General features: G+C 68.8%; 15 protein-coding genes and 2 CRISPR repeat arrays. Of the genes, 5 read left to right on the top strand and 10 right to left on the bottom strand.

Annotation, left to right across the window (positions count from 1 at the left end; translation table 11 throughout):
* Positions 1-424 precede the first annotated feature (424 nt).
* Positions 425-1,489: direct repeats of the CRISPR family, unit length 29 nt; unit sequence GGGGCCATCCCCGCGTGCGCGGGGAGCAG.
* 90 nt (positions 1,490-1,579) lie between these two features.
* Genes cas2e through cas3 form a run of 8 tightly spaced genes read right to left on the bottom strand, consistent with a single transcriptional unit; the run spans position 1,580 to position 10,816 of the window.
* On the bottom strand, positions 1,580-1,921 hold the full coding sequence (cas2e, locus tag RIF23_RS18360) for a type I-E CRISPR-associated endoribonuclease Cas2e (RefSeq protein WP_310913833.1): 342 nt from the start codon (positions 1,919-1,921) through the stop codon (positions 1,580-1,582).
* A complete protein-coding gene (cas1e, locus tag RIF23_RS18355) occupies positions 1,918-2,892 on the bottom strand; it encodes a type I-E CRISPR-associated endonuclease Cas1e (RefSeq protein WP_310913832.1) in 975 nt (324 codons plus the stop codon). Before cas1e ends, cas2e begins: the two co-directional genes overlap by 4 nt.
* Entirely contained in the window at positions 2,889-3,632 is a 744-nt protein-coding gene (gene cas6e / locus RIF23_RS18350) for a type I-E CRISPR-associated protein Cas6/Cse3/CasE (RefSeq protein ID WP_310913831.1), read from the bottom strand. Before cas6e ends, cas1e begins: the two co-directional genes overlap by 4 nt.
* A gap of 10 nt (positions 3,633-3,642) precedes the next feature.
* Positions 3,643-4,338, bottom strand: coding sequence for a type I-E CRISPR-associated protein Cas5/CasD (cas5e, locus tag RIF23_RS18345; RefSeq protein WP_310913830.1), 696 nt, complete (start codon positions 4,336-4,338; stop codon positions 3,643-3,645).
* A complete protein-coding gene (cas7e, locus tag RIF23_RS18340; protein ID WP_310913829.1) occupies positions 4,335-5,549 on the bottom strand; it encodes a type I-E CRISPR-associated protein Cas7/Cse4/CasC in 1,215 nt (404 codons plus the stop codon). Before cas7e ends, cas5e begins: the two co-directional genes overlap by 4 nt.
* Positions 5,550-5,558: 9 nt before the next feature.
* Positions 5,559-6,272, bottom strand: a complete 714-nt coding sequence (gene casB / locus RIF23_RS18335; RefSeq protein ID WP_310913828.1) for a type I-E CRISPR-associated protein Cse2/CasB — start codon at positions 6,270-6,272, stop codon at positions 5,559-5,561.
* A 4-nt stretch (positions 6,273-6,276) separates the two neighbouring features.
* Positions 6,277-7,926 (bottom strand): type I-E CRISPR-associated protein Cse1/CasA, encoded by a 1,650-nt coding sequence (gene casA / locus RIF23_RS18330; protein WP_310913827.1) that lies wholly within the window; start codon positions 7,924-7,926, stop codon positions 6,277-6,279.
* Positions 7,916-10,816: a CRISPR-associated helicase Cas3' gene (gene cas3 / locus RIF23_RS18325; RefSeq protein WP_310913826.1), complete on the bottom strand. Its 2,901-nt coding sequence runs from the start codon at positions 10,814-10,816 to the stop codon at positions 7,916-7,918. Before cas3 ends, casA begins: the two co-directional genes overlap by 11 nt.
* Before the next feature lie 179 nt (positions 10,817-10,995).
* A CRISPR array of direct repeats spans positions 10,996-11,757; the repeat unit is 29 nt; unit sequence GGGGCCATCCCCGCGTGCGCGGGGAGCAG.
* A 278-nt stretch (positions 11,758-12,035) separates the two neighbouring features.
* Here cas3 and RIF23_RS18320 point away from each other — a divergent pair.
* The 4 genes from RIF23_RS18320 to RIF23_RS18305 all read left to right on the top strand — a co-directional run bounded on the left by RIF23_RS18320 (position 12,036) and on the right by RIF23_RS18305 (position 15,885).
* Positions 12,036-13,244 carry an amidohydrolase gene (locus RIF23_RS18320; RefSeq protein ID WP_310913825.1) on the top strand — a complete coding sequence of 403 codons (1,209 nt, stop codon included), beginning with the start codon at positions 12,036-12,038 and terminating at the stop codon, positions 13,242-13,244.
* A 100-nt stretch (positions 13,245-13,344) separates the two neighbouring features.
* Positions 13,345-13,887 carry a hypothetical protein gene (locus tag RIF23_RS18315; protein ID WP_310913824.1) on the top strand — a complete coding sequence of 181 codons (543 nt, stop codon included), beginning with the start codon at positions 13,345-13,347 and terminating at the stop codon, positions 13,885-13,887.
* A gap of 157 nt (positions 13,888-14,044) precedes the next feature.
* Positions 14,045-14,659, top strand: a complete 615-nt coding sequence (locus tag RIF23_RS18310; RefSeq protein ID WP_310913823.1) for a class I SAM-dependent methyltransferase — start codon at positions 14,045-14,047, stop codon at positions 14,657-14,659.
* 380 nt (positions 14,660-15,039) lie between these two features.
* Positions 15,040-15,885, top strand: a complete 846-nt coding sequence (locus RIF23_RS18305) for a hypothetical protein (RefSeq protein WP_310913822.1) — start codon at positions 15,040-15,042, stop codon at positions 15,883-15,885.
* Positions 15,886-15,985: 100 nt separating this feature from the next.
* On the opposite strand, the gene RIF23_RS18300 is transcribed toward RIF23_RS18305, so the two are convergent.
* Positions 15,986-16,843: an alpha/beta hydrolase family protein gene (locus RIF23_RS18300; protein WP_407659505.1), complete on the bottom strand. Its 858-nt coding sequence runs from the start codon at positions 16,841-16,843 to the stop codon at positions 15,986-15,988.
* A gap of 337 nt (positions 16,844-17,180) precedes the next feature.
* On the opposite strand from RIF23_RS18300, the gene RIF23_RS18295 reads away from it, so the two are divergent.
* On the top strand, positions 17,181-18,365 hold the full coding sequence (locus RIF23_RS18295; RefSeq protein WP_310913821.1) for a GDSL-type esterase/lipase family protein: 1,185 nt from the start codon (positions 17,181-17,183) through the stop codon (positions 18,363-18,365).
* A gap of 320 nt (positions 18,366-18,685) precedes the next feature.
* Here RIF23_RS18295 and RIF23_RS18290 read toward each other — a convergent pair whose 3' ends face one another.
* Positions 18,686-20,647, bottom strand: coding sequence for an aconitate hydratase (locus tag RIF23_RS18290; protein WP_310913820.1), 1,962 nt, complete (start codon positions 20,645-20,647; stop codon positions 18,686-18,688).
* Between the last annotated feature and the right edge of the window lie 333 nt (positions 20,648-20,980).

Genomic DNA, 20,980 nt, shown 5'->3' with positions numbered 1-20,980 from the left:
TTTTGGACAATCGCCGTCACCTGTGTGCCACATTTCGGTTGAAGGATCGGCGGGGCCGCGGGGAGTGCCGAACGAGCCCAGCCGCGGTGCCCGCCCGCTGCGCCCACGGGGACGGGAGGGCTCGGCGCGGGGGAGGGGGGTAGGGGCAGCCAGACCCGATGCTGCGGGGGTGTTCCGATGGCCGCCACCCCGCAGCGTTCGCGGCCACCGCCCCACAACCACCACCCTCGCGCCGCGTCAGGGGGGAGTTACGGCGGTTCTGGCAGCTGGGGGTGACCCCCCAGTCCATGGGGGCGGGGAAAGGCCGATGGGGGATAAGGAGCCGGGGCCGGGCCGGATCACGCGGCGCCAGTGGTGTACCCACCCCATGCCGCCACGACGGATCCCTTCCGGGCTGCCCCACAGCCCCGGTTCGCCCCCAGAGTCGGCCACCCCCGCGTGCGCGGGGAGCAGGCACTGCCCTCCATCGGCTCCGTCAAGGTCATGGGGCCATCCCCGCGTGCGCGGGGAGCAGTGGAATTACATCATCAGTCCATTCATCGACGGAGGGCCATCCCCGCGTGCGCGGGGAGCAGCCACGACCGACCAGCGGGCGGCCTGGGCGGGTGGGGCCATCCCCGCGTGCGCGGGGAGCAGGTCGCAAACTCCCACGGCTGACCAGCTGGCAGGGGGCCATCCCCGCGTGCGCGGGGAGCAGAGCGACATTGCGCGTCGCGTAGACGCCCGAATGGGGCCATCCCCGCGTGCGCGGGGAGCAGTCGTCGGGGATCACCTCGGCGAGCGCCTCAACGGGGCCATCCCCGTGTGCGCGGGGAGCAGTCATCCCAAATCCCCTGATTGGTAAGGGTGATGGGGCCATCCCCGCGTGCGCGGGGAGCAGAGGGTGTCTGCGGGTAGCTCACCGCCCACGTCGGGGCCATCCCCGCGTGCGCGGGGAGCAGGCACTGCCCTCCATCGGCTCCGTCAAGGTCATGGGGCCATCCCCGCGTGCGCGGGGAGCAGGGGCACGCGCTATCGGCGTGGCAGCATCAACGGGGGCCATCCCCGCGTGCGCGGGGAGCAGCCTATGCTGGATTCGCTCAGAGTAGACCGGGGAGGGCCATCCCCGCGTGCGCGGGGAGCAGCGAACACCGCCGGGGCCGTCCTTGGGTCGGGGGGGCCATCCCCGCGTGCGCGGGGAGCAGATGCGGATTCGGTCTCGTCACCGAAGTACCCGTCGGGCCACCCCGCGTGCGCGGGGAGCAGCCCCTCGAAACCTTGTCAACTCACCCCCCAAGGGGGCCATCCCCGCGTGCGCGGGGAGCAGCCTCGAGGTGCATCGCCCCGGAGGCCACGGCAGGGGCCATCCCCGCGTGCGCGGGGAGCAGGGTGATGTCCATTGTGGGGTAGCGGATATTCGAGGGCCATCCCCGCGTGCGCGGGGAGCAGCACACCCACCGGATAGCGGTCTCCGGCCACCCGGGGCCATCCCCGCGTGCGCGGGGAGCAGACTCATTCACCTGCGGAAATTACCGCTCAGTAGCCTCGAATGTGCAACTTCTGGAAAATCCGACAAAATACACAATCCTCGCATAGTTAATCATTTCTTCCCGTAGCGCCGCCGTTTGGCTGCCTTACTCCAGCCTTGCCTCTGGGGTGTCGCCTGCTGCTGATTTGGCCGTTCGATCAGAGTGAGTCCTTCGTGGTCGACCGGGCGCCACTTGTGTTCGAAGGTCCGGAACGTGTACCCCTGCTCGGTGTCGGTCCCATAGGCCAGTAGCGCCCGCCCGTTCCCACGGTGTTCCCGAACTTCTTCCCAGAGCACATCCCGGATACGCGACGAGGGGTTCCCGATGAACACCCCTGGTGAGATCTCCAGCAGCCAGCGGGTGAGCAGACCCCGCAGTCCCTGCGGGCAGTGGGTGAGGACGATGACCGTCACCAGGTCACCTCCCAGTACTCATCTCCCTGTTCCGGCTCCGTGCCCAGGTTCCAGCCGCTGGGCACGTCCGCGCCGTGGTCGGAGTGCAGCCGCACCTCGTCTGTGGCGTCGGCCAGTTCCCGCTCCATGTCCTCCGGGAGCAGCAGCCCCTGAAGATCGCGCACACACCGCTCCAACAGCCCCTGCTCATTGATGCGGTCCCGAAGTGCGCGTCGGGTGCGGGACGGCACATCCTCCGGCCCTTCCGCTGCCACCTCGAACGCCACCGGGATCCCCAGCTCGGTCTTGTACAAGTCCGCGATATCCATGACGAACGACAGTTCGTGTCCGGAGTGCACGAACCCCAATCCAGGCGAGCATCCCAAGGCGGTGATTACTGCGTGCGCCACCCCGTACATGCACTGCGCCGCGGCGGTGATCCCCTGGTTCGGAGGATCGCTGGCGTACAGGTCCCCGGGTACGAAGTGCCGCCCGTGCCAGGCCACTCCAGTGCGTACGGACTCCCGTCGATAGCACTCCTTGACCCGGTCCCCTTCCTTCCCGAGGATCATGCGCCGCGTGTACTGCCCGGGGTCCGCATCGGGGAACCGAAGCCGGAACATCTGCCGGGCCACATCAAGCCGGGTGGCGCGGTTCGCCCACGCGGTGGCCTGTGCCTGCACCAGCTCCGCCGACCGGGTCAGCGCGCGTCCCGCCGCGTAGTAGCGCACCCCATGCTCGCCCACCCATACGACCCCGGCGCCGCTCTCCCCAAGTAGGCACATCGCCTGGTGCGTTACCCGGGTTCCCGGTCCGAGAAGCAGCGTTCCGATCGTCGCCGAGGGAATGTGGCGGGTACCCTCGGCATCCTCCACGGTGACCGCGTTCGCCTCCCGATGCAGGGTGCATCGCTCCAGATACACGAACGACAGCCGGTCAGCGACACGCGTTAACTCCCGCGGCGTGCTTGCGGGACGCTTGGCGACACTCACCCTGTTTCCTCTCGCGGCGGCGCGAGCGTCATCAGCCCGCAGCCGTAGGCTTTGGCGCGCCCGATACCCGCTGTAAGGACATTCCGCAGCGCATCCGTGTCAGTGACCTCCAACCTTCCGTCGAACGTCACCGTCGCCACCCGAACCGAGCGCCGTTGCGAGGGTCCCTCCGCGTTCTTGGGCGGGTCATTCTTTCCGAAATCGAGCACGCGCTGATTGTGCACCGTGAGTTCGTGGGACTCCAGGGCATTGTCCGTGTCTTCGACTCCGGTCCGGGCCACCACCCGAAAGCCGCAGCGTTCCTGCCGCTGGAGCAGCCAGGCGGCTTGGTGACGGGGTGTGCGGTGGGCCGTTGCCTTCGTCTTGTGCGCATCGTTGCGGGGACGGTCCGTACGCACATGGTGCACCGGATTCGCCGTCAGCCGGAATTCCCACCTCTGACCGGCCGCGAGTTTTTCCAGCAAGGGCGTGTAGTCGCGGGTCTCCCAGCCCGGACTCAGTGTGGGCCAGCCGGCCTGCTCCACCAGATGCGTGTAATCCGGCTGCTGCGGACTGACCACATACAGCACCACCTGCGTTTTCGAGGCGCGATCCAGGCGCCACAGCACCCGCGGCCCCCCGCGGGCCGGTGGCACATCCGGGAAGCCCTGGAGTACCGCAGCATGCAGCCGCTGCGGGGATTCGAGGAGCGCACGCGCCCGCGTGCGTGCGGTGTTTATCCGGAACCGAGTGAAAAACATCAGAGGCCTCCTAGAGAACCGACCACGGATCGTGGTCCCGGACGGCCGCCTGCGGATTGGTCAGGTGCACGCGACGGCTGATGAATCCCCGTAGCCCGTAGCGGCGGTGCAGAGGATCGAAACTCAGCGGCACATCCCGCTGCGGCTCCGGATGGTGGTCATCCGCGTCGGCATCCACGAGCACATCCACGGCGACCTCCGCTCGGTCACGGTGGCGTCGCTGCTGCCAGGGTGCGGCCTGCCATGGCGTCTCCGTGAGTACCCGCTCCAGTGGTCCCGGCTGCGGCGCGGCCAGCTCCACCGGCCGTGACGGGGGGCAGGAACGCCGACCCAGGTACGGCAGGAACTCCGGGTGTCGAACCGCACGGTGGAGCTCCATGATGAGCCCGTCGTCCCCTTCGACCGCGGCCACGAACACGGCGTCGGCGAGATAGAACCGCTGCGACACGGGCATCGCGGCATCGTTGTCCTGGCGGTGTGCGGTGTGGAAGTCGCGCAGGCGGGTGCCGCGCTGGTCCACCCGCACCCCGAACCGCAGCGCCGTGAGGTCGGACAAGTCCGCCGTGCGGGGCCGTCCCTGCGCGGCAGCCAACAGCCCCAGCACCCCGCTCTTCGTGGGTGCGGGTTCGGTGGTGCGCCGGGCGAAGCGGGCCGCCGAGCCCCACGACTGGAGCGGGCCCGCCAGCACCAGCGCGAGCACACTCACCGCGCCTCCGCGGGCCGTGCCGCGGCCGTTCCGGCCTGCTCCACCAGCTGCGGCAGCGTGACCTCGCGGCCCAGATGCGCGAGCGCCGCGGTGGCCTCGCCCACGCGCATGACCCAGGTTTCGGTTCCGGCGTTGGCATCCGCGCCGTAGGCGGTTTCCAGTTGGGGCACATGTCGTGCCAGCCGTTCGCAGGCGCTGCGCAGGTAGCCGGCGCTGGTGTCGGCGCCGTCCGTTCCCGCCTGTACCGGTTCCTCGAAGGCGCTCACGAAGCTCAACGGCCGCCGGGTGCGCACCTTCACCACAACCGCTTCCGGCAGGGTGTTATTGCCGAAGGTGTTGACCTTCCCGGAGGGCAGGGACTCCACGAATCCCCGCAGGAACGCCTCCACCGCGCGTCGTACCGGCTGGGCGGAATCCTCGTCTTCGCGCAGACCCGCGCCGAGGTTGCGTTGCAGCTGGTCCACGTCCACGGCGGCGTAGCGGTACAGTGTCGCCGAGTTGAATTCGATCGCGCCGATCATGCCGGCGCCAGGATCCGACCGGTCCTTCAGGTCGTCCACGGCGGTGTAGTAGTCGGAATCCGGCTCGATCGCGTGTACGCTCAGCGCGTGTGCGACCTGCGCGGCGGCGTCGACATTCACGTCAGCGCCATCAGCCACCATCCGGCCGAACAGGCCGATGTCCACCGAGTGGTGCGTATTGGCGAGCCTTTTGGCGCGCTGCTTGGCGTCCTTGTCCTTGAAGAACGTTGCGATGTCGTCGCTGCCCTCCAGGGCGAGCTCGGCCAACGCGTCGCGCTGACGCGCGCTGAGGAACATCAGGTAGGCGGACTCCGGGTCAACCGACGCGTCGGCGCCATCCTCCCCCGTACTTTTGCTCTTGCGTTTGGGGGCCTCGATCTTGCTTCCAGTCGCCGTTGTGACTGTGTGCGCTGCTAGCTCCCACGCCTTCTGCTCCGGGACGGTGGCGTCCAGTTGCTGGATCCGGTCGGCGATGAACTTGGCGACGCGCTTGGTGCGGGTACCCAGCTCCTGCGGGGACAATAGATCCTCGAACGCCAGCCGGGTGGCACGCTTCCACGCCTGGCTGGACACGCGGGATCGCAGCACCCCACCGAAGTAGGCGGTTTTCGGGCTTCCGGTATCGTCGCGGTTCAGGTTGCTCGGGGGGACGGTTTGCAGGACGTGCACGTCCACGATGGTTTTGGCCACGAGGGGTCCTTACTCGGAAGTCGTGTCGGCGTTGGTGTCGGCATCGGTGGCGTCCGGGGCTGCCCCCTGGCCAGATTTCTGGCCTTCCGGAGGCCGGTAGGTGACGAAGCTACGTCCCCACGTGCGGCGAATCTTGCTGGGACCGCCTGGCCGCTGGAACCACATCAGCTGGTCGGCGAGCAGCCCATAGTCCAGCGGAACCGCCTCGCGTCGCAGCAACTGCACAATGCCGCGCAGCCGCACGGCCAGACTCGCGTTGGTGCTCGCCGTGCACAGGTGCACGAAGCGTTGGCGAAGCCGCTCGTCCACCTCACCTGCGGGCATCAGCCGTCGCACTGCCCAACCCAGGTCGCGGTTGGCGATGCGCTGGTGCTGGTCTCCGAGCGGCGAGGGCGAGTGCATCGGCCTATCCCGGTGCGACTGCTGGTGCAGCGCGAACAGGGTCAGCGCCAGATGGATGGCAGTTTCGGCGTGCTCCTCGGCCGTGCCGCTCGGTGCACGCTCGAACACGGCGAAGTCGGTTTCCGGTCGATAGGTCAGGCCCCACAGGTCCGGGGTGTCGCCCGGCTCCTTTCCGGCACCCTTACGCAGCCGCGCGAGTTCAGCGACCGCCCTCGCGTCATCCCGGGCATACCCTCCTTGTAAGTCCTGGACCCGCGAATGCACCACGGTCCCCACCGGATAGAGGTCCCTACGGGCGTCGGGCTGGATGACGGTTCGCATGTGGTCACACCCCAGCAGTGTCGTCGGAGGAGCTTCGGGAGAGTTTCTGGACCAGCCTCCGGTGGAACCGGTTTTCCGCGTGCGCCGAGGTCAGCCACGTTTTGCCGTCGTCGACCAGCCGGCCGACCCACGCGGTCTCGCCGGCCTGCTCGATGAGCTCGTCACCAATACCGCGGATGACGCGGCGCGCGGTATCCTGCCACGCGTCGCGGCGTTCCTCCGGGTCGACGCCCGCGCGCAGGCTCACCAGCCAATCCCGGAACTCGCCATCCAGGGCCCCGAAGCCGCGGTCCCGCGCGGCCGTACGGTGGGCGTCCGGCTCCATGCCTGCGGCCTGTGCCAGGTCGGCGGCGAGCCACCCCAGTACCTGCACCGCGGTCTCGGCATCGTCAACTGCGGCGATCGCCTCCCACGCCAGCTCCGCATTGTGCTGGTGCAGCAGCGCCACCGTCATCACCAACCGGTCCGCAACAACCTCGTCGATGACCGACTGCTGGGTGCCGTAGACGGCGCCGACGAGCCGCGTGCGGACCAGGTCCTGTACATCCAGCACCTCGGTTTCGTTGCTCAGCCGTGCGATCCACTCCAGCAGCAGTGGCGGCAGCCGCTCCGCGGCGTCACCACGCTGACGACCAGCCGAGTCTCCCCCCACCAACAGCGATGCCAGACCGCGCCAGGCACTGCGGTCCGGGTCGTGCTGCTGCGGTAGGTAGACCGTGCTCTTGCCGAGCTTGCGCTCCTGGTTGGGGCTGCGCCGCCACGCCGTCATCGGTTCCCTGGTGTGCATATTCGCTGCCGCCAGAGGATCTCCGTAGCACAGCAACACCCCGTACACCCCGCCCTGGTCGGCCGAAAGACGGATCCGGCGCCCCTGCCAGGTGTAGAGGTCCCGCAGCCCGTAGGGCCGGAACACCTGCTGCGCACCGGTCAGTGGCCCCGGCCCGGGTGGGTCGAAGCGCCAGGTGGGACGGTCCTCCTCGTCGGCGCGGAGATTGTCCGTGTCGGTGGCGATCAGGTTCAGCAGCAGCGTTTCGCGCAGGGTGTCACCTTCCACGTGGATGGCACCGAGGTTGCCCGCCCACGCCACCCCCTGCGGATAGCCCTTACCGTTACTCACCCGATCGTCGCCCACCTGCCCGGATTTGATGCCGGATGGGTCGTAGGCCTGGGCATGCACCAGCCATCGGGCCGCCTCCGCGAAGTCCAGCCGATCCACCCCGCGAGCCCGCATCGTGAAGAACCGGTTTCCGGTGGGCACGTCGGCCACCAGCCGGTCCAGCGACGACACCTCGCCCTTCTCGGTGTGTAACCCAGCCACCTGGAAGAACGGAGTTTCAGGATGCACAAGATCGAACCGTTCCCGATGCGTGTCCAGATACTCCGTGATTGCGGCCAGAGGCAGCCCCTGCTCCCACAGCTCGCACCAGTGCTGGGGGTCCTCCGGGCCGTCGGTGACATCGTGCAGGACCGCGAGTAGCAGCCGCAGCAGTGCAAACTCCTGCGTGGGCAGGTCGCCGACGATGCGCCGCAGCGTGCCCGCGTGGGTGAACACGCCGCGCAGGGACAGCACGTCCATGCTGCCGTCCAGCCGCTGCACCGGAAGCCACGGCTCGCTGGTCAGGTCAAACGATCGAGACAGGGGATCAGCGGCCATAATGCACCTCAAGACCGTCCGCGGGAGTGTAGGTGAGGTCTAACCCTGCCAGCCGGGTGCGACCGTTCTCGTCGAGCGGGAGGATCAGTTCTCCTGCGAGGTGATAGCACTCCGGGACCTGCCAGGCGGGAATATGGTTCGTGTCTTCCAGCTCGGCGATTGCCTGGTCCAGCAACCGGGAGATCGTAAACGGAAACGGAAGCCGCAGCGCACACTGGGCAACCGTGCGTGCCAGCCACGCGGGCGGCGGTGCGTCGGTCGGCAGCTCCTGGCCACCATTCTCCGCGAGCCACGGCAATGTGGTAAACACGCCGTCGTTCCGCTGTTGTACCACCAGCACTTCGAGTGTGTCATCGGAATCGCGGACTTGGGCGCGTCCCCGTGAACTGTCGTCCGCATCGCCCACCCCGGCCGCCACCCAACCCAGCAGGTTGCTCCCCGGCCGTTTCGGTGCGGCCAGCCGGAATTCCCGCGCCTCGTCCCGCTGCCGGCCGGCATGCAGCTCCTCGGCCGCGTGCGCCTCCGCCATCGCCGGTTGCCACGCGTCCGGGCCGGCTTCGCCGGAACCGTAGGCGGACTGGATCAGAGGGTTAATGTCTCCAGGCAGGTGGACGCGGCGCTGCTCGGGGCTGTGGGCGGCGAGCCGCGATTCCAGTACCGCCGCGGCCCGCAACAGCGGGTAGGAACGGTAGACCTTCAGCGAGCCCGTATCCGGCTGTGGCGGCGACACCGCCCAGTCCGCCCCGGTGACCAGGCACCGGGCATCGTGGAGTCGCGCGGGCCGTTGCCGTGGATGCCGATGGAGCCGGCCCATGCGCTGAAGCATCAGGTCGATCGGAGCCAGATCGGTCACCATCAGGTCGAAGTCCACGTCCAGGGACTGTTCCACGACCTGGCTTGCCACCACCACATGCGCACTGTCGACGGGGCGAGTCCCATTCTGTTCACTGTGCGGGCCGACGTGGTCCAGCAGCCAGGCGTCCCGCGCGAGCCGATCCGCGTCGACGAACCGTGCGTGCGCCACCGTCACCGGAATGTCGACCTCGGCGCGGGCGAATTCGGCGCGCAGCACCTGAGCGGTCTCGTGTACGCGTCGCACCGTGTTACGCACCACCACCGCGCAGCCACCCCCGGCCAGTTCGGCACGCAGCCGCTGCGCCAGTAGTTCCGGATCGTCCGGGACGCGTTCCAGCTCGACCGTGTTCGACCGCCCCGAGGCAGCCGGGGCACTCAACCGCAGGGAGGTCTGGTGGCCCACCGCTGCGAGCAGCGGATAGTCGCGATTCTCGGCCAGCTGCTCCAGCTCCGGTCCCGCGGCATGCCGCCCGAGATAGGAGCGTGCCAACTCCTGGCGTCGATCTGCTGGCAGGGTCGCCGAGAGCACCACGACCGGAACACCGTAGGCGCCTAGCCAGCCCAACACCCGCTCCAGGTAGGTGGACATGTAGGTGTCGTAGGCGTGTACCTCGTCGATCACGATTACCTTGCCCGAGATGGCGAGGTGGCGTAGAGCCAGATGTCGACTTTTCAACCCGGCGAACAACAACTGGTCGATTGTGCCCACCACGAACGACGCCAACATGGCCTTCTTGCGGCCTCGCAGCCAGTGGTGTGCCACCAGCTGTGCGGGTGCCGCGGTGCGGGCTGGCTGCTGGTGGCTGTCCCGGTCCATGTCCATCGCCGGATAGCGCGGCTCTCGCGGAAGACCGATGTACGTGTCGTTGAGTGCCGCCTTCGAGTGGGCCAGCGCCACCGAATGCGCACCCGTGCCGGCGCGATGGTCCGGCAGGTGCTGAAGCCAGCCCGTGATCCGATCGAACATCGCGTTTCCCGTGGCCATTGTCGGCAATGCCACGAAACAGCCGCCGGCGCCTGTGCGCGCCGCGAGAATTTCCGCTGCGGCCAGCGCAGCCTCAGTCTTGCCTTCCCCCATCGGGGCCTCGATGAGCATCATCCCGGACGTGTCCATCGCACGCGCCATCCGGATGGCCTCCGCCTGCACCGGACGCGCCGAAGCCCCCTCTGGAAGGTCGAACCGTGTGCCCAGCAGCTGTTGGGCGTCCTCGCGCGGCACCACTGGTTCCCACGGCCGCGGCAGGTTGAGCGCATGCCACGCGGCGGAAACCCGCTGCGGGTTGGTCAGGTCTGCGTCCTGGTCCAGCGGAAAGAAGTCCCGCGAGGACGCGAACCAGTCGGCGACGATCACGAGCCCGGACAGGATCACCTGTGTCGGTTGGGACAGTGGGCGGGACGCCCAGTCGGCCAGCCGTGTGAGTACCGCGCATCCTGTCGCGGCCCAGTCCAGCAGCTCGTGTTGGGTGGCGCTCCAGGCGTCCGCCGCCGAGCGGCTGTACAGCAGCTGCGGCGACCGTGCGAGCTCGGCGACCTCCATATTGGTGGGCTGCACCCCGTGGTGGCCTCCGATGATCGTGGCGAGCTGGCTCGCTCGTGTTGTGTCCCAGCCGTGTACATCAGTCAGCCAGCGCTGGAGCAGTACCTGTCCGGCGAGTCCATGCGGGGCTTTCTTGTGTTCCCCCTCCAGCTGGCCTCGGGTGGGCATGTCCAGCCCCGCGGTACGCATCTGGTTCGCCAGGCGGTCTACCTGAAACGCGAAGGCAGGGGTTGCTTTGCCCAGGTCATGCAGGGTTGCCAGCCACACCGCCAGCCGCCGCGCGTCCGCCGCGCCTTCAGGAAGGTCGGCGCTGACCACTCGCCGGGCCTGCTCGGGGAGCCACCGGTCCCACAGCCGGGCCATCACGGCACCACTGTCAGCCATGTGCCTCCACAGCGGCAGCCAGGCCTCGTCAGCCAACACGTGCTTGGCCCACACCTGTCGGGTAGCGAAGGACAGCCCGTCCGGCGAGAGGGAGGGGTCACCGGAGTCGGTCATGACAGCGATTCAATCGCACGGCTCCGGTCGATGTACCGCATTCGATCAGCATGGCACTGACCGAATGCGGCCACACCGTGTCCCGCGCCGCACAGGCGATCCGTGGTACCGGCGAAACCTCCCAAACCCCGCGTGCGCGGGGAGCAGGATTTGGCCGATCTCAGCGGGCTGCGCATCACGGGGCCATCCCCGCGTGCGCGGGGAGCAGCGCCCAGCAGTGGGTACGCCTGGCCATGAGCGCGGGCCATCCCCGCGTGCGCGGGGAGCAGTTGCCGAGCATGCGGTGCCGGGTGCGGGCGCGGGGGCCATCCCCGCGTGCGCGGGGAGCAGAATTCGTTCCCCGCGCCTGAGTGCCACTGATTGGGGCCATCCCCGCGTGCGCGGGGAGCAGCCGGCGAACGTGACAAAGTACAGCCACTCGTCGGGGCCATCCCCGCGTGCGCGGGGAGCAGACCACGCTGATATCGCCCGGGCGTTCCGCTTGGGGGCCATCCCCGCGTGCGCGGGGAGCAGGACTACATCCGTGTACAGACGCGATCCACGCCGGGGCCATCCCCGCGTGCGCGGGGAGCAGAGGGACGGTGTAGCCGGCAAGCTTTCGTGCCCGGGGCCATCCCCGCGTGCGCGGGGAGCAGTCGACCATCTCGCGAGCGCGCGCCAGGGCGGTGGGGCCATCCCCGCGTGCGCGGGGAGCAGAAGCGTGACGCGCAGGACTACCGCCTCACCCGGGGGGCCATCCCCGCGTGCGCGGGGAGCAGAGGGGGGTGATGCGGGCGATGGGGGTCTTGCTGGGGCCATCCCCGCGTGCGCGGGGAGCAGCAGAGGCGGTTCGGGCGGGGCTTTCGGTGATGGGGGCCATCCCCGCGTGCGCGGGGAGCAGCACCCCCCACCCCGCCCAATCCCGCCCCCGGCGGGGCCATCCCCGCGTGCGCGGGGAGCAGACTCATTCACCTGCGAAAATTACCGGCCAGTAACAGCGAATATGCAACTTCCCGAAATTCCGGCAAACGGTATAAACATCGCATATGGGGTGTCCCGGTGGTGGCGGAGTCACCCGCGCCGGCTGCGCGCCCGGGACCGCGGCTGGACGGAAACATGTCACCGAGTATGACAGCTGCCCACGGTTCAATGTGGAGGGTTCCCCGGAGGGTCCGGGATACAGCACACGCGCGGCCCCCATCCGCACCGCCCCCCGACACGCTGCCCCGACAATGGATCCATGACTGACGCCCCAGGCCCCGAATCGGAACTGACCCTGACCAACGTGCGACCGTGGGGCAGTGCCCCCCGCGACCTGGTGCTACGTGACGGCATCATCGCCGCCATCGTCCAGGCCGGAACAGCGGATACCGCCGAAACACACCTGGACGGGCACGGCCTGCTCGCACTGCCGGGCTTTGTCAACGCCCACGCGCACGTGGACAAGAGCTGGTGGGGCCAGCCCTGGGTTCCCTACGGTGGTGAGCCCACCACGCAGGGGCGTATCGCGCACGAACGGGCTCACCGGGACACCTACGGCATCCCCAACCTGCACTCCACCGTGGCTGTGCTGCGGGAGTTCCTGCGCCACGGAACCACGGCCGTGCGCAGCCATGTGGACGTCGACCTCGGCGTTGGCCTACGCGGGGTGGAGGTGGTGCGCGAGGCCGCCGCCGCGCTGGACGGGGCCATCGACGTGGAACTGGTGGCCTTCCCCCAGGACGGTGTGATCCGCCGCCCCGGGGTCCTCGACCTGCTGGACCAGGCGGCCGCGGCCGGCGTCACCAGCATCGGGGGCATCGATCCCGCCTCCATTGACCGCGACCCCGTGGCCCAACTGGACGGCCTGTTCGACATCGCCACCCGGCACGGCACCGAACTCGACATTCACCTCCACGACGGTGACGAACTCGGCGCCTTCCAGGTCGAACTCATCGCCGAACGCACCCAGCACGCCGGCATGCAGGGGCGCGTCACCATTTCCCACGGCTTCGCGCTCGGGCAGCTTCCGCGCAGCCGCCAGGTAGAGCTGGTGGAGCTGGTGCACGCGGCCGGTATTTCCTGGGCCACCGTGGCGCCCGTCGGGCACCCCCCGCTGCCGTGGCCCGCGATGCGCGATACCGGGATCCCCCTTGGCCTGGGCACCGACGGGATTCGCGACCTGTGGTCCCCCTACGGTGACGGAGACCTGCTGCGGGTGGCGAACGACTTCGCGCGGCTGCACCGACTGCGCACCGACGCGGAACTCGCCCAAGCCGTTGCGGTGGCAAGCACCCGCGCCGCCGGGTTCGTGCACCGGCCCGCGCACGACCTGACCCCAGGCGCACGTGCCGACATCGTCCTGATGGACGCGGAGAACGTCCCTGACGCGCTCATGCGCGCCCCCAGACGTGAGCTCGTCCTTGCGGGAGGTCGGGTCGTGACCCGGTCCGGGACGCCACAGGTGTGAGGCGCGCCAGGCCACCCCGCCCGGTTCCGCGAGCAGGGGCCAGACCCGCCATCCCGAATCCGCGCACTGCACCCGCGGGCGGTCAACCGTACCCCGGCGCTTGAGAAGGAGGAGCACTACGTCCCTCACCGCACACCAGTGGGTCTACCAACTGATCATCGAGTTGAACCGGCTGGATGCGGGCCGGCCGGCCGAAATGGAGGGATGCACCGAGGAGGAGCTGGCTCAGATCGAGGCCGAATCCCCGTTCGCGCCGATCCCATCGGACTATCGGGTGTTCATGCGGCTCCTGGGGCGGCGTCCCGGCCTCCTGTTCACCGGCACCGATCTTACCTACCCCGCCTGTCTGGGCACCCGCCAGTATGCCCTGGAGTGCGCACGCGAGGAGGACCCCGACGTTCCGGTCACGGACACGTTCTTCATCGGCCACCACCAGGGCTACCTGCTCTACTACTTCCGTCTCGGGGACGAGCGCGTGTGGACCCATGAACTCGCCGGGAACAGCCCGCCCACGGCCGCACCGAACATCCGCGCGTTCGTCGAAGCGGAACTGTACGGTGTCTCACCGCGGGTGTGGCCCCAGATGCGCGAGCGAGCACAGGCCCAGCGAAACCGCCAGGGCACGCCGGACAGCGGCGTGTAGCCAACAGTGGCCCAGCGGCCGGCGAACGACGCCGAGCGGATTCGGCCCCGGCCGGAGAGCACACAGCGGAATCCCCCGCGGCGATCACGTGTTCAGGTCGGTGTGTCATCGGCCGGCGTGCGGATCCGCGCCGGGACTGTGAGGGGAGCGAGGGATCGTGGCCACGGACGAAGCGTTCTGGGACGGGATGTACAGCGAGGGCGAGCGGGTGTGGAGCGGGGCTCCCAACGGCAGCCTGGTGGCTGAGCTGGAGGGAACCCCCGCGGGGCGGGCCCTGGACGTGGGCTGCGGCGAGGGTGCCGACGCGATCTGGCTGGCCCGGCAGGGCTGGAGCGTCACCGGGATCGACATCTCCTCGGTGGCGGTGCAGCGGGCGCGCGACGCCGCCGCGTCCGCGGGCGTGTCCGTGGACTGGATCCACGGCGACCCGCTGGGCACACCGTTCGACAGTGACTCCTTCGACCTGGTGTCGCTCCAGTACTTTCCCCTCCCGCACCAGGCCGGGAAGAAGGGGGTGCGGCGGCTGCTGTCGACCGTGGCGCCGGGCGGAACCCTGCTGATGGTGGCGCACAACCTCACCGAGGAGCACAAACGCCAGCACGGCCACGGCGAGGGTCCGGACCTAACCCGGATGTACGAACCCGAAGAGGTCGCGGAACTACTGGATGACCGCTGGATCATCGACACCTACGAGACTCGGGAACGTCCGAACGTCCCCGAGGGCACACCCCACGTCGACGACGTGATCCTCCGGGCCCGCCGCGCCGGCTGATGCGGGGAAGGCGTGTCCCGGACCCGCCGGCGGGAACACAAGCACCAATTCGAGTAGCGGCGCGCAGAAACGCGGCGTGCGGCCGCGCTCGAGCCCCGGAGCGAGGCGACTGCAACGACCGGGTTCGGTCCTGGCATTTCTGCTGGTAGAAGTGTCTGGGAGACTACTTCTGTACTGTTGGGTGGTATCTCCACACCTGCGAGGGTTTGCCTGGGTGGGAGTAATCGCCGGTCTCGGAACCTGGGCCACGTGCTCGCGCGCATGGCGGGCCGGACATGTCTTCTGTCGTAAGAGAAAGCAGCGAGTTCATGAGTCAGCCACCTCCGCCTGGACCGCCACCGGGCCAGCCGCCGCAGGGACCGACGGGCGGGCAACCGCCGATGGGTCCGCCCCCGGGCGGGCCTCCCGGACCGCCCCCCGGAGGAGACCCCTACGGCCAGGATCCCTACGGCCAGGGTCAGGGACCCTATGGTCAGGACCCCTACGGCCAGGATCCCTACGGCCAGGGTCAGGGACCCTACGGCCAGGACCCGTACGGCCAGGGACCCTACGGTCCACCTCCTGGCGGTGCCCCACCGTACGGGCAGCAGCCCCCGCAGAAGAAGTCCACCTCCCCGTGGCTGTGGGTTGGGCTCGGCGCCGGCTGTCTCGTCTTCATCGTCATCGTGTTCATCGTCGTGATCCTCGTGGTTATTGCGGCCGCCGACGATGACGACACAGGAACAGCCGGTACCGGGGATGACGCCGCGGAAGCCGAAGACACCGACGACACCGACGACACCGACGACACCGACGACGGTGCCGGCGGCGCCGGCGATGGTGAGCAGGCGAACCCCGACATGCCCGGGATGAACGAAGAGGTCGCCCACGACGGACTGGTGTTCACCGTGACGGACGTGGAACGCGGGGTGGACTCGGTCGAGGGGCATCAGCCCACCGGGGAGTATGTGGTCGTGCACCTCGACGTTGCTCTCGACAACGGCGCCTTCGACACGTTCTGGACCGACGAGCAGCACATCTACACCTTCAGCGGCGCGCAGATCGAAGAGGACTACAGCGCCACCAACGATCTCAACGGTGGCATGAGCCACTCCCTGTCGAGCGGTGACCCGCCCCAGAGTCTCCAGATCGCTTTCGACGTGCCCGATGCGGACGACGTCTCGCATGTCGGCCTGAGCGCGGAGACCTTCGGTGGTAACGAGGTCGACGTTGACGTGACCGGCTGACCACAGGCCCTACGGCCTCGTGCCGGCCGATCCGGGCGATAGCCCGGTGGCCCGCGCACCCCGCGGACCACCGGGCATCTGCGTTCCAGACGGGGCCGGATCACGTCAGATTCCGCTGGTTCACCTCCCAGGCGCTGTCGCACAGCCCGCAGTCACTGCCCACGAACTCCGCGCCGGCCGCGGCGTCGTTCTTGAGGTGCCAGTCGAGCCAGGCGACACCCACCTGCCCGTACTCGCCACCGTTCGGCTCACCGAAGGTGCCGGTGTGGCCCACGTCCAGACTTCCGAAGAACGCCGGGAGGCTCTCGGGGAGACGGTCCCAGTCGTCCAGGGCGTTGCCGTGGGCGATGTCGGACGGGCCGCCGGTGAAGTAGGCGATGGGGGCGTGCAGCGCGTCGATCTGGTGGGCGTCCCCGTCGTCCAGCAGCCCACTGTTCCACAGGGCCGTGGTGGTGATGCGGGGATCATCAGCCACCTCGTAGGTTTCCAGACCGCCACAGGACTGGCCCATGACGGCGATGTTGTCGGTGTCCAGGTGCCCCTGGTATTCGCTGTACCACAGGCCGTCCCGTTCGATCGCCCAGTCGACGGCCTCGGTCAGCATGTCGGCGTCGGTGCTGCCGAAGCCTCCCGGGCTGCCGTTGGCGATCACGAGATAACCGTGAGAGGCGAGCTCGAGCAGGAAATTCTCGAACATGGTGCCATTGGCGATACAGCCACCGTTTCCCCAGGCCACGATCGGTAGATCCTCGTCGTCGGGAAGTTCGTTGGGTCGGTAGATGGTGTGGTCGCCGAAGAACGGTGCGGTGGTGTACACGGCGTCGTAGGGTCCGGTGCCCGAGGTGGTTTCAACCGGATTCGCCGAGGCAGGAGCCGCCATGCCTCCGACCAGCGCACCTGCGAGGACGAGTCCGAATGCGGTGTTTATCGAATTCCGCGGGTTCGTTCTCATATTCATCCTGTTCACTTCGTTGCGTATTTTGCGTTATGTGTGGAATGCAGCGCGCTGTTCGTTGCATAATTCGACGACAAGTAACAAATGTCAACGGATCCTGGAGAATCCCGGTACTTTCCCTGATGGGTGGGCTGCCATATTGGGTGTGCCGCTGCCACGTACCGGTTCGGATTGGGCAGGTTGGCCACAGCCACCGGCGGGCCGAGGCCCCGGCGTCGCGTTCGCTGCGGACTGGGCAGTATGTGTGGAGTGGATAGATCTGGTGGGCCGCGGACAGGTGCGGTGTGTCCGCGGCCGCACCCCGGAGCAGCCCGGCGACCCGAGAACGGCAGGTATCGCTATGCACACCGAGCCCAGCCTCAGCACGACCCCCGTCACCGCCGCGCTGCTGCGCGGCTCCGTGGAGCTCGAGACCACGAAGCGGGGCGTGCTACCGCATCGGCTGCCCGCCCGTGCCCGCGCCCAGTGCAGTGACCCGTTGCTGGCCATGGCTGAGGCCCAGCCCTCGGGGGTGCGGCTGGCCCTGTGCACCAGCGCCACCCACATCGAATTGGACGCGCTGCCCACCAAACGCTCCTACCGCACCCTTGGGTCCCCGTCCGACGGGGTGTACGAGCTGTGGGTGGATGGGCAGCTCACCGCACAGGCCAGTGTGGACGTGGGCAACATCCTGCACATCGACGTGGACACCGGCGCCGCCGAACTGGAGCCCGGCGCCGTCGGAACTCTGCGCTTCACCGGTCTTCCCAGCCACACCAAGGATGTCGAGATCTGGCTGCCCCACAACGAAACCACCGAACTCGTCGCGCTGCGCAGCGACGCCCCCATCAGCGCCGCCCCGGAGCGCGGGCGCCGCGTGTGGCTCCACCACGGTAGTTCGATCAGCCACGGCTCCAACGCCACCACCCCCACCGGAACCTGGCCCGCGGTCGCCGCCACACTGGCGGATGTGGAGCTGGTCAACCTGGGACTCAGCGGCAGCGCCCAACTGGACGCGTTCACCGCCCGTACCCTGCGGGACATCCCCGCCGACGCGATCAGTCTCAAGCTCGGCATCAACCTGGTCAACGCGGACCTGATGCGCATGCGAGCCTTCACCCCGGCCGTGCACGGTTTCCTCGACACCATCCGTGAGGGGCAGCCCGCCACCCCGCTGCTCGTGGTGTCCCCCCTGTACTGTCCCATCCACGAGGACACCCCCGGCCCGTGTGTGATGGAGGCCAGCCCCGGCCGCAGTTCGGGTGTGCGGTTTCGCGCCACCGGCGTCCCGGAGGAACGCGCTTTCGGGAAGCTGACCCTGTCCGCGATTCGGGAGGAGTTGGCGCGCATCGTCGAGCAGCGCGCCGCCGAAGACCCGAATCTGTACTATCTGGACGGGCGTGAGCTCTACGGCGCCGCCGACTGCGCGGAGCTCCCCATGCCCGATGACCTCCACCCGGATGGTGAGGCGCACCGCCGCATCGGGGAACGGTTCGCCAAGTTCGCGTTCGGCGACGGTGCGCCGCTGGGGGCCACGGGTGGTTGATGCACGGATCCCACTCATCCCCGGCGGTGCGGCCCGGAACGGGTCGGGGCCTCGGCCACAGCGCCCGCGGGATCCGGTCCCGGGTCTCGCGCGCCCCCTACGCCACCGCGCCCTGGCCAGCCCGGCAACGCCAGCGGCCACCCCCATCGGCCTTTCCCCGCCCCCATCGGCCTTTCCAGAGTCTCATGCACTGGGGGCCACCCCCCAGATGCCGGATCCGCCACAACCCCACACCGACACGGCGCCCCAGTGCCGGCGGGGCGCGGTCATACCTCACCCGCGCCCGGCCTCCGCGTCACCAATCTCCCACTCGGCCACCTCTAGCTGTCCAGGTGCTGAGCCAGGAACGGGATCTGCCCACCCGCCAGGACCGCGTTGACCTGGCGCTCCGACAGCTGGTGCCGCACCGTGTAGTACTCGTCCCTGGTGGTGTTGCGCAGGGTGAGTTCGCTGGTGCGGGGCAGGTCCGCCACCAGGTTGTCCAGCGCGAGGATGTCCCCGGCCGCGATCCGGTCGTAGTCGGACGGCTCCTGGAATTCCAAAGCGAGGATGCCGAAGTTCGCGAGGTTCTGCCAGTGAATGCGGGCGAACGACTTGGCTACCACCGCCCGCAGTCCCAGGTAGCGGGGCGTGATCGCCGCGTGTTCTCGGGAGGATCCCTGCCCGTAGTTGCGGCCGCCGATGACGATGTGTCCGGTGGTGTCGGCAACCTCGTGCGCCCGCCGCGGGTAGCTCGGATCGATCCGGGTGAAGGTGAATTCCGCGAGCTTGGGCACGTTGGAGCGGAACGGCAGCGCGGCCGCGCCGGCCGGGGAGATTTCGTCAGTGGAAACGTCATCGCCAACCCGCAACAGCACCGGAGCCTGGATCTGGTCCGGCAGCGGCGGGAAGTCCGGAAGTGCCGAAATGTTGGGTCCCTTCACCAACTCCTCGGTGCGGGCCTCCTCCGGCGGGGGCGGAGCCGACAGCATCGCGGTGTTCACGCTGCTGACCTCGGGCAGGGCGAGATCTGGATAGGTGAGGCCGAGCTGCTGTGCCACGTCCCGCGGGTCGGTGATCACCCCCGTCAACGCTGCGGCGGCCGCCGTCTCGGGCGAGCACAACCACACCGAGTCCTCCGGCGTTCCCGACCGGCCGGGGAAGTTGCGGGGAAACGTACGCAGCGAGTTCTGGCCCACCGCCGGAGCCTGCCCCATGCCGATACAGCCCAGACACCCGGTCTGGTGAATCCGCGCGCCACTGTGGATCAGGCTCGTGGTGGCGCCCATCCGCGTCATGTCGGAGAGGATCTGTCGGGACGACGGGTTGACGTCGAAGCTGACCGAAGAGTCCGTCTGGTGCCCCCGCACCATGTGCGCCGTGATCGCGAAGTCCCGCAGCCCGGGATTGGCCGAGGAACCCACCACCACCTGACTGACCTCGGTTCCCGCCACCTCGCGCACGGGAACCACCTTGTCCGGTGCGGAGGGCTTGGCGATGAGCGGTTCGATCGCAGACAGGTCGATCTCGTCGGTGACGTCGTAGCTAGCGTCGGGGTCGGCCGCCAGCGGGACAAAGTCGTTTTCCCGCTGCTCGGCCCGCAGGAAGGTCCGCACCGCCTCGTCCGAGGGGAAGACGGTGGTGGTGGCCCCGAGCTCGGCCCCCATGTTCGCGATGACGTGCCGATCCATGGCGCTGAGCGTCGCCACGCCGGGGCCGTGGTATTCGATGATGCGGTTCACCCCACCCTGCACGGTGTGGCGGCGCAGCATCTCCAGGATCACGTCCTTGGCCGAGCACCAGGGCGGCAGCTCGCCGGTCAGGTGCACCCCCCAGATCTGGGGCATGCGCAGGTACAGCGGGCGCCCCGCGATCGCCATCGCCGCCTCCAGGCCACCCACGCCGATGGCGAGCATGCCCAGCGACCCGGCGGCGCAGGTGTGCGAGTCCGAGCCGGCCAGGGTGGCGCCCGGAACACCGAACCGCTGCATGTGTGTGGGGTGCGAGACCCCGTTGCCCGCTTTGGAGAACCAGATCCCGAAGCGGCGGCACGCCGACTGGAGGTACACGTGGTCCTCGGCGTTCTTCTCGTCCGCCTGCAACAGGTTGTGGTCCACGTACTGCACGCTGACGTCGGTTCGGGCCTGGTCCAGCCCCAGCGCCTCCAACTCCTGCATCACCAGAGTTCCGGTGGCGTCCTGCGTCAGGGTCTGGTCGACCCGCAGTCCGATCTCGGCACCCGGGGTCATGTCGCCGTCCACCAGGTGGGCGGCAATCAGCTTCTGGGCGACCGTGTGTCCCATTGAGTTCCCCCTGCCGACGTGGGTCCAGTCGCAACGATCGTCCGGATCGGCCGGCGCGATCGACTCTCCCAGGCCACTCCTACCCCTCCTGGCCCGAGAGAACGCATTGACCCCACGGTGGGAAAACACACGGGACGAGATCACCCTGGCGCCAGCGCACGAACCCGTCCTCGCCCCGCCGGTGCGCGCAGTGAGAACGCCACCGTTGCGGGTCACCGTGGCGGGCGGGGCCGCCAGCACAGCTGGTCAGCCGGTTCGGCGAAATCCCCCCGCGCACCGGGGTCCGGTCATGTGGCCGGCTCGCCGGCGGCCCCGGACCGGCCAGGGCGTGGC

Origin of the sequence: Lipingzhangella rawalii (genome assembly GCF_031628175.1) — a bacterium.
In the GTDB taxonomy this organism is placed as follows: Bacteria; Actinomycetota; Actinomycetes; order Streptosporangiales; family Streptosporangiaceae; genus Lipingzhangella_A; species Lipingzhangella_A rawalii.
The sequence above is the reverse complement of the archived record's forward strand: the minus strand, read 5'-3'. Positions and strand labels throughout refer to the sequence as shown.